This window comes from Cellulomonas bogoriensis 69B4 = DSM 16987 (assembly GCF_000767165.1).
GTDB classification, from domain to species: domain Bacteria; phylum Actinomycetota; class Actinomycetes; order Actinomycetales; family Cellulomonadaceae; genus Actinotalea; species Actinotalea bogoriensis.
In genome coordinates, this window is record NZ_AXCZ01000115.1 from 1 (window position 1) to 8574 (window position 8574).

Annotated in this window: 7 protein-coding genes and 1 tRNA gene; 7 read left to right on the forward strand and 1 reads right to left on the reverse strand. The window is 72.8% G+C overall.

Translation table 11 applies throughout. From position 1 onward, the window contains the following. From N869_RS17800 to N869_RS10440, 7 genes are all read left to right on the forward strand, one after another. On the forward strand, nt 1–1976 hold a 1976-nt coding region (locus N869_RS17800), incomplete at its 5' end, for a hypothetical protein (protein ID WP_035061235.1). A gap of 49 nt (nt 1977–2025) precedes the next feature. Further along, nucleotides 2026–2475, forward strand: coding sequence for a roadblock/LC7 domain-containing protein (locus tag N869_RS10415; RefSeq protein WP_035061238.1), 450 nt, complete (start codon nt 2026–2028; stop codon nt 2473–2475). A gap of 8 nt (nt 2476–2483) precedes the next feature. Then, a complete protein-coding gene (locus N869_RS10420) occupies nt 2484–2915 on the forward strand; it encodes a DUF742 domain-containing protein (RefSeq protein WP_052105387.1) in 432 nt (143 codons plus the stop codon). Continuing rightward, the gene (locus N869_RS10425; RefSeq protein WP_035061241.1) at nt 2896–3504 is read left to right on the forward strand and encodes a GTP-binding protein; all 609 of its coding nucleotides are present in this window, start codon (nt 2896–2898) and stop codon (nt 3502–3504) included. Before N869_RS10420 ends, N869_RS10425 begins: the two co-directional genes overlap by 20 nt. A 110-nt stretch (nt 3505–3614) precedes the next feature. Further along, nucleotides 3615–4022: a hypothetical protein gene (locus N869_RS10430; RefSeq protein WP_035061244.1), complete on the forward strand. Its 408-nt coding sequence runs from the start codon at nt 3615–3617 to the stop codon at nt 4020–4022. Between the two features lie 39 nt (nt 4023–4061). Further along, nucleotides 4062–4151, forward strand: a tRNA-Ser gene (locus N869_RS10435). A 420-nt stretch (nt 4152–4571) separates the two neighbouring features. Next, nucleotides 4572–7250, forward strand: coding sequence for a cellulose binding domain-containing protein (locus N869_RS10440; protein ID WP_232229697.1), 2679 nt, complete (start codon nt 4572–4574; stop codon nt 7248–7250). Nucleotides 7251–7271: 21 nt separating this feature from the next. On the opposite strand, the gene N869_RS10445 is transcribed toward N869_RS10440, so the two are convergent. After that, nucleotides 7272–8574: FAD-binding oxidoreductase (locus N869_RS10445; RefSeq protein ID WP_035061250.1), on the reverse strand; the 1303-nt coding region annotated here is incomplete at its 5' end.

Sequence of the window (8574 nt, forward strand, 5' to 3'; positions counted from 1 at the left end):
GTCGGGCCGAGCTGGCTGCGGCCGCGATCGGCCAGGAGGCCCCTGCCCAGGCCCAGGCCCAGAGCCGTCCGGCTCCGGGTGACGGAGCCGAGCGCCTGGCAGCGGCTGCCGCCGGTGCCGCCGCGTTCTTCGGACGCGGGGGTGCCCCCGAGGCCCGCGCGGACGAGGAGGCTCACGAGCAGCACGCCCCCGCGGCGCAGCACGACGATGCCCCGCAGCAGGACCAGTACCAGGGCCACGTCCAGGCTGAGCAGGGCTACGAGCAGCACGAGCAGGCCTACGGCCAGGCCGAGCAGGCCCACGAGCAGCACGAGCAGGCCTACGGCCAGGCCGAGCAGGCCGACGAGCAGCACGAGCAGTCCGGCATGGTCGTGCCGCGCCTGGTCGAGGAGGAGCAGGCCGGTCAGCAGTGGGCCGCGCCGGAGCAGCACAGCGCGCCGCAGGCCGGCTCGGGTCACGACCGGCAGCACGCCGAGCAGGGGTACGCCCCGCAGGCGCCGCACTACGAGTCGACGCCGAACGGACACCAGCAGGCAGCTCCCCAGCAGCAGGCCCAGCCCGCCTGGCAGCCCCGCCAGGCATGGGCACCGCAGCCGTTGGAGTACCCCACCGAGGAGCCGACGCAGCAGTGGGCACCCCAGTGGGAGCAGCAGCAGGCCCAGGCCCAGGCCCAGCCTGACGCTGGCCGCCAGCAGCAGGAGCCCGCTTGGCAGCCGCAGTGGCAGACCGAGGCCGTCCCGGAGCCGGAGGAGCCGCCGCAGTCCCAGTGGCAGCAGCAGGTCCCCCAGCCCCAGTGGCCCACCGCCCAGCAGCAGGCCCCGCAGCAGGACGCCCAGCCGGAGTGGCAGCAGCAGCCGGCGCAGCAGCAGTGGCAGCAGCAGCATGCCCCGCAGCAGCAGGCCCCGCAGCAGCAGTGGCAGCAGCAGGCCGAGCCCGAGGTCCCGGCCGCGGCCGGCGCGATGTGGCAGGCGACCCCCACCCCGGTGGCGGACGACCCGAACTCGTCGTTCTCCTCCCTCGTGGACGGTCCGCGCCGGCGCGACGTGCGTGAGCAGAAGAAGCGCCGGTGGCCGTTCGGCCGCAAGACCAAGGACGAGCACGCACCCGTGACGGGCCAGCAGCCCGTGCACCCGTTCTCGGCGGCAGCCACGGCCCCCTCTGCGCCCGCCGCGCAGCCGTTCGCCCCCCAGCCGTCGCCCCAGCAGGCCCCGGCACGCCAGTCGGCGTGGGGCGCGTCGGGTCAGGGTGCGGACCAGGTGTTCCGCTCCGGGCCGCAGGCCAATCCCCAGCTCCAGCAGCCGGCCGCACGGCCCGCCCCGCAGGCCGAGCAGGCACCGCAGCCCCAGGGTCAGTACCAGGGGCAGTACCAGGAGCCCCAGGCCCAGCGTTCCCCCGCCCCTTCACCGCCGGAGTCCGGACCCATCGAGGTCCCGGTCTGGGGCGGGCAGGACCAGGGCGGTCGTGACACGACCCCCGCGTCGGGCACCCCGGTGACCGGCACCGGTCAGGTGCCCCAGCCGGCTCCTGCCCCCCGGGCGTACGCGTCACGGACGACGTTCACGCCGGAGGCCCGTGCCTTCGACGAGGACATGAACCAGATGCTCGCCCAGCGTGCGGACATCGCCCAGCAGGCGTTGGCCGAGCTGAGCCAGCTCTCCTCCTACCGGCCCAAGTCGGTGTCGTCGGACGCCCCGACGACCCTGGCCCGCCGTACCCCCGGTACCATCCCCGCAGCCCCCGAGATCGACACCTCCCGTGCTCGACCTCGAACCGACAGGGACGCCGACCAGGTCCGCTCGTTGCTCTCGAGCTTCCAGTCCGGTACCAACCGCGGCCGCCAGGCCGCAGACCAGCAGAGCACTCAGACGACCGGTGGCGGGACCTCCGACACCGGTACCGAGGACGGTCCGACGCACGGGCGTGAGCCCGTGACCACGCCGGACACCGACCTGACCCAGCGGAGCACCTCATGGTGACCCCGTGCACACCCAGCCGCCGCCAGGCCGGCAACCTCGAGGAGGACGCGTGACAGAGATCAGCTCGGAGGCAGCCAACTTCGGCTGGCTCCTGGACAACTTCGTCAGGACGGTGCCAGGGACCCGGCACACGCTCGTGGTGTCCGCCGACGGCCTGCTCATGGCCATGTCGGAGAACTTGGACCGCACGAGTGGTGACCAGCTCGCCGCCATCGTCGCCGGCATGTCGAGCCTCACACGCGGTGCTGCGCGCCAGCTGCACGCCGGTGACGTCCGGCAGGCGATCGTGGAGATGGACGAGCTCTTCGTCTTCCTCATGAGCGTCTCCAACGGGTCGGTGCTGGCCGTCGTGGCCGACTCCACCTGCGACGTCGGACTCATCGGCTACGAGATGGCGATGCTCGTGTCCCGCACGGAGACCACGCTGACCCCCCAGCTGGTCACCGAGATGCGGGGCAACCTGCCCGTCGACGGCGCGATGCGGTCCCCGGTCGGGTGATCTGAGCGATGACCAACATCGAGGAGACCTTCGGGACGCCGGGGCGCCACAGCGCCCTGGACCCCGACGACGGCGTGGAGTACGAGGCGCGCACGGTTCGTCCCTACGCGGTCACCGGTGGCCGCGTGCGGGCAGCCAACTCCGACCTGCCGCTCGAGGCCCTCGTCGAGGTGCTCCCGGGCGCGGCCAGCGGCCAGGGTCTGCCTCCTGAGAAGCGCGCCATCCTGCAGCACGCCGCACACACGTTCGTGTCGGTCGCCGAGCTGTCCGCACTGCTGCGGCTCCCGCTCGGCGTCGTGCGAGTCCTGGTCACGGACCTGTCTGAGTCCCAGCACATCCGTGTCCACACGTCGACGCCGGTCAGTGTCCACACCGGCCAATCCCCCGCCCTGTCCCTGAGCGTGCTGGAGAGTGTTCTCAATGGCATATCAGCCCTCTGACACCGCTGTCTCGGACCGCACGCCGGTCGCCGGGGGTGTCGCACCTACTGTCGTCAAGATCGTCGTCGCTGGTGGCTTCGCCGTCGGCAAGACGACGTTCATCGGCTCGATCTCCGACATCGAGCCGCTCAACACCGAAGCGGCGATGACCGAGCACTCGGTCGGCGTCGACGACGCCGGCGGCGTCACCGACCGCAAGACGACCACGACGGTCGCGATGGACTTCGGTCGCATCGCGCTGCCCGGGTCGTTGTGGCTGTACCTGTTCGGTACGCCTGGTCAGGACCGCTTCCTGTTCATGTGGGACGACCTGGTCCGCGGCGCCATCGGTGCCGTCGTCCTGGTCGACACCGAGCGACTGGACCAGTGCTTCCCCGCGGTCGACTACTTCGAGAGCCGGGGCATCCCGTTCGTCGTCGCGGTCAACTGCTTCGACGGGGTCGCACGTCACCAGCTGGACGACATCCGCGAGGCGCTGTCGGTGCCTCCGCACGTCCCGCTCATGTACACCGACGCGAGGTCGCGTGCGGCGACCAAGCAGACGCTGATCTCGCTGGTGCAGCTCGCGATGGAGCGGCTGCGCGGCTGAGCACGTCTGCGACGGCGGCGCGGGGTGGGCTCCGCGCCGCCGTCGGTGCGTCCTGGCTACGCTCGTGACCAGGGATGCTGGTCCTGCGCAGTGGCCACCGAGGACGTGACATGTGGACGTATGCCGACGGTTCGGCGCTGCGTCGCGTCCTGAGCCCCGGTGTGGAGTCCGGCGCGTGGCTGCGGTGGTCCGCCGAGCACACGGACACGCTCGTGGTGACCCGGTTGGGCATCACCGAGCTGCGGGTCGCGTCCTTCCCCCTGGGGGTCGTGGAGCGTGAGCGCGCCCGGCAGGTGCTCGTGACGGCGACGGTCGCCTCGTTCTTCGACCAGGCCCTGGAGCGGGCGGCGATGACGACGTCGGTCCTCACCGCCTTCCAGGCCCTGCACCTGGGGTTCGCCGCCGCCCACCCCGAGGTCGGCAGGGTCGCGACGTACGACCCGGTGCTCGCCCGCGTCGCCGTACTCCACGGCCTGGTCGTGGTGTCCCCGGGCCGACCACACCGGTGGTACCACTAGCATGGGCGTGCCCGACGTCGGCTGCGGCTGCGTGGGCATGGAGGGCTGGCTGAGCGGCCGAAAGCGACGGTCTTGAAAACCGTTAGGGCGGTGACCCCGTCCTCGGGGGTTCGAATCCCTCGCCCTCCGCCGTCGAGACGCACGACACCACCCCCGGGCCCGCCCGCGCCCCGGGCCGCACCGGCCCCGGTCCCGCCTCCTCCACCCCGCTCCTGCCCGGCCGCCGCCCCACCCTCGGCGGCTCATGGGGAGCGTGCAGTGCACTATCCGCACCGCATGCTCCCCGTTCCTCCGTCTACCGGGTCCGGGGTGCGGCGTGGGGAGCAGATGGGTCGCGATGCGCACCAGTCGCTCCCCGTTCCTGGGAACGCGCGGACGGGGAAACCGGTCGGGGCGTAGGTCGGTGTCCGCCGCCGCCCCGCCGGGCTTAATCGGTTCAGCATCGGCGGGGTCACGGGGGTGCCCGTTACGGTCCTACCGGGCCTCGACAGTGCCGTCGGGGACCCGCCCCCCTGAGCAGCGGGGCGTCTGCCTACCCGGGAGCTGACCGTGCCTGCACGTGGACCACTTGTCCCTCTGACGGCCGCGGTGGCGGGGCTGGCCCTGACCGCGGGGCTCACCACGTCGAGCACCGCCGCGATCGCGCCGGCCTCGGGCGCCGCAGCCACGACCGTCCCGTCCGCGCCCCAGGCCTCGACCGACGCCGGGTACACGTGGGGCAACGTGGAGATCGTCGGCGGGGGGTTCGTCCCGGGCATCGTGTTCAACCAGTCGGAGCCCGGCCTGGTGTACGCACGCACGGACATCGGCGGGGCGTACCGGTTGGACCAGGGGACCCGTCGGTGGGTGCCGTTGCTGGACCACATCGGGTGGGACGAGTGGAGCCACAGCGGCGTGCTGAGCCTGGCGACGGATCCCGTCGACCCGGACCGGGTGTACGTGGCGGTCGGCAGCTACACCAACAGCTGGGACCCGCAGGACGGTGCGGTGCTGCGCTCGGACGACCGGGGCGCGACGTGGGAGCAGACGATGCTGCCGTTCCAGGTCGGTGGGAACATGCCCGGCCGGGGCATGGGGGAGCGGATGCAGGTCGACCCCAACGACAACACGGTCCTGTACCTGGGCACGGAGGGCGGTCACGGGCTGTGGCGGTCCACCGACCAGGGGGTGACGTGGCACGAGGTGACCTCGTTCCCGAACCCCGGGACGTACGTGCAGGACCCGGACGACCCGGCCGACTACCTGACCAGCAACCAGGGCGTGGTGTGGGTGACGTTCGACCCGACCAGCGGCGCACCGGGTGAGCCGACGCCCACCATCTACGTCGGCGTGGCCGACGTGGACAACAACGTGTACCGCTCGACCGACGCCGGTGCGACGTGGGAACGGGTCCCGGACCAGCCGACGGGGTTCCTCCCCCACAAGGGGGTGCTGGACCACGAGGGCGGTCAGCTGTACGTGGCCACGTCCGACACCGGTGGCCCGTACGACGGGGACCTGGGCGACGTGTGGCGACTGGACACCGCGACTGATCAGTGGACGCGTATCTCGCCGGTCCCGTCGGATGACCCCGACGCCGGGCACGGGTACTCGGGCCTGACGATCGACCGGCAGGACCCGGACACGATCATGGTCGTGTCGCAGATGTCGTGGTGGCCGGACCTGGTGATCTTCCGCAGCACCGACCGGGGCGAGACGTGGACCCGCATCTGGGACTGGGCCGGGTACCCCGACCGGGACCTGCGCTACGAGCTCGACCACTCCGGTGCCCCGTGGTTGACGTTCGGCGCCACCCGGGCGAACCCGCCCGAGCCGCTGGTGAAGCTGGGGTGGATGACCCAGTCGTTCGAGATCGACCCGTTCGACTCCGACCACGCGATGTACGGGACGGGCGCCACCGTGTACGGCACCGACAACCTGACCGACTGGGACACCGGTGGCACGGTGCAGATCGAGGTGCGGGCCCAGGGCATCGAGGAGACCGCGGTCCAGGACCTCGCCGCCCCGCCCGGCCCGGTCGAGCTCGTCTCGGGCCTGTACGACATCGGCGGGTTCGTGCACACCGACATCACCCAGGTGCCCGACGACGCGTTCACCGATCCGTACCACGGGTCGGTCACCGGGGTGGACTTCGCCGAGTCCGAGCCCGCGACCATCGTGCGCGTGGGGCAGGCCGTCGACGGTGAGGTCGAGTCCCACTTCGGTGCCACCACCAGCTCGGGGGAGCAGTGGCGGGCCGGTCAGGAGCCCGACGGCGTGACCGGTGGGGGGACGGTCGCGATCGCCGCGGACGCATCCACGGTCGTGTGGAGCCCGGACGGCACCGGCGTCCACGTCTCGACGGACCTCGGCTCGTCGTGGTCCCCGTCCCAGGGCGTGCCGCCGGGCGCCAGGGTGGAGGCCGACCGGGTCGACGGGGACCTCCTCTACGCCTTCGCCGACGGAACCTTCTACCGGTCCGAGGACGGGGGTCGGACGTTCACCGCGTCCTCGGCCACCGGTTTCCCGACCGAGGGCAACATCCGGTTCGGTGCGGTGCCCGGGTACCGGGGGCACGTGTGGCTGGCCGGTGAGACGGGCCTGTGGCGCACCACCGACGCCGGCGACACGTTCACCGCCGTCCCGGGGTTCGAGGACGGGGGAGCGGTCGGGTTCGGCCGGGCTGCTCCGGGGGCGGACTACCCGGCGATCTACACCACGTCCCTGTTCGAGGGGCAGCGGGGGTTCTTCCGCTCCCTGGACGAGGGCGCCACCTGGGTGCGCATCAACGACGACCGGCACCAGTTCGCGTGGACCGGTGGGGCGATCACCGGTGACCCCGACGTGTTCGGACGGGTGTACGTGGGCACCAACGGGCGCGGGGTCGTCGTCGGCGACCTCGACGACGACGCCACCGTCCCCCAGCCGCCCACGGCGTGCGAGGTCACCTGGACCAGCCACGACTGGAGCACCGGGTTCACCGCGTCCGTGCGCGTCACCAACAGCAGCGGCACCGCGCTCGAGGGCTGGACCCTGACGCTCGACCTGGCGGACGGGCAGCAGCTGACCCAGGGGTGGAGCGCCCAGTGGGCCCAGAGCGGGTCGACGGTCACCGCGGTCAACGCCCCGTGGAACGCGACCCTGGCAGCGGGCGCGTCGGTGACCGTCGGGTTCAACGGCTCCCGCACCGGTGCCAGCACCACCCCGTCGCGGGCGACCCTCGACGGAGACGTCTGCACCCTGAGCTGACCGCCCGCCCCGGTGGCGCCCTCAGCGGGGCGCCACCGACAGGTTGTGACCGAACAGGTCCTCGGGGTCGACCCGCGCCTTGAGGGCACGCAACCGGGTCAGCGTGGGCTCGGGGTACACCTCGGGGATGCGCTCGGGCCGCGGGTCGGTCTCGAAGCTGGAGTAGATCCCGGCGCAGTGGTGGGTCATCGCGTCCCACCGCTCGTCGAGCCACGCCCGGTCCGACCCCATCGCCAGCACGCTGAACCCCGCGCTGCGGTGGGCGTAGGCGGTGGCGTCCGGGGGGACGTCGGCGATCGCCCCGCCCACGGACCGCACCTGGAAGAACGGCACCCTGCCGCTGAGCACCAGCGCCTCGGCGTCCGCCGCGAACCCCTCGGTCAGGTGCTCCACCAGACCGGACCGGGTCACGGGCTCGCCCTGCCCGTCGTGCTGCCCGCCCCCGTGAGCGACGACGGCGGCGTAGGGCACCAGGTGCACCGCCTGCTGCACCAGGGGCGCCAGGTGGGCGAACGGCTGCAACCGGTCGATGACGACGTCCGGGTCGTCGGCCGCGACCATCGCCGAGAGCTGCACGACCACCTGGCCACCCCGCGGGGGGCCCATCAGCAGGAACGGGGTGACGTCCCGGGGTGAGCCCTCGACCAGCGCACCGAACCCGACCAGGAACCGTGCCAGGTCCGTGACCGCGAACGCCAGCTGCGCGAACCCCACGTCACCCAGCTCACGGGCCTGCAGGTCGAACGACGTCACCACCCCCAGGTTGCCGCCCGCACCCCGCACACCCCAGAACAGCTCGGGCTCGTGCCCGGCGTCGGCCCGCACCACCGACCCGTCGGCCAGCACCACCTCCACCGCCCGGACGTGGTCGATCGTCAACCCGTGGGCCCGGCCCAGGTAGCCCACACCACCGGCGGTCGCCAGACCCCCCACACCCACCCCGCCGTAGTCACCGGACGTGATCGCCCACCCGTGTGGTGCCAGCACCTGCGCGACCTCACCCCACCGGGCACCCGGGCCCACCCGCACCAGCCGGGTCGCGGGGTCCACCACCTCCACACCGGCCAAATGCCGCAGGTCCAGGACCAGACCCCCGTCGTTGGTGGACCTGCCGCTGATCCCGTGCCCCCCGCTGCGCACCGCGAGCGGCACCGGTTGGGTGCGGGCCCACCGCACCGCCCGCGCCACCTGCTCGGTGGTGCGGGGCAGCAGCACCAGACCCGGGGACCCGCTGCGCATGTACGTGGAGCGCACCGACGCGTGCCGCACGTCCCCCGGCTCGACCGTCGCCACCCCGGCGGGCGCGCCGTCGTAGTCGATGCCG

Bases quoted from the DNA above. Each gene is read 5' to 3' on its own strand.
- N869_RS10420 (WP_052105387.1), top strand. From the start codon at position 2,484: ATGACCAACATCGAGGAGACCTTCGGGACGCCGGGGCGCCACAGCGCC.
- N869_RS10425 (WP_035061241.1), top strand. From the start codon at position 2,896: ATGGCATATCAGCCCTCTGACACCGCTGTCTCGGACCGCACGCCGGTC.
- N869_RS10430 (WP_035061244.1), top strand. From the start codon at position 3,615: ATGTGGACGTATGCCGACGGTTCGGCGCTGCGTCGCGTCCTGAGCCCC.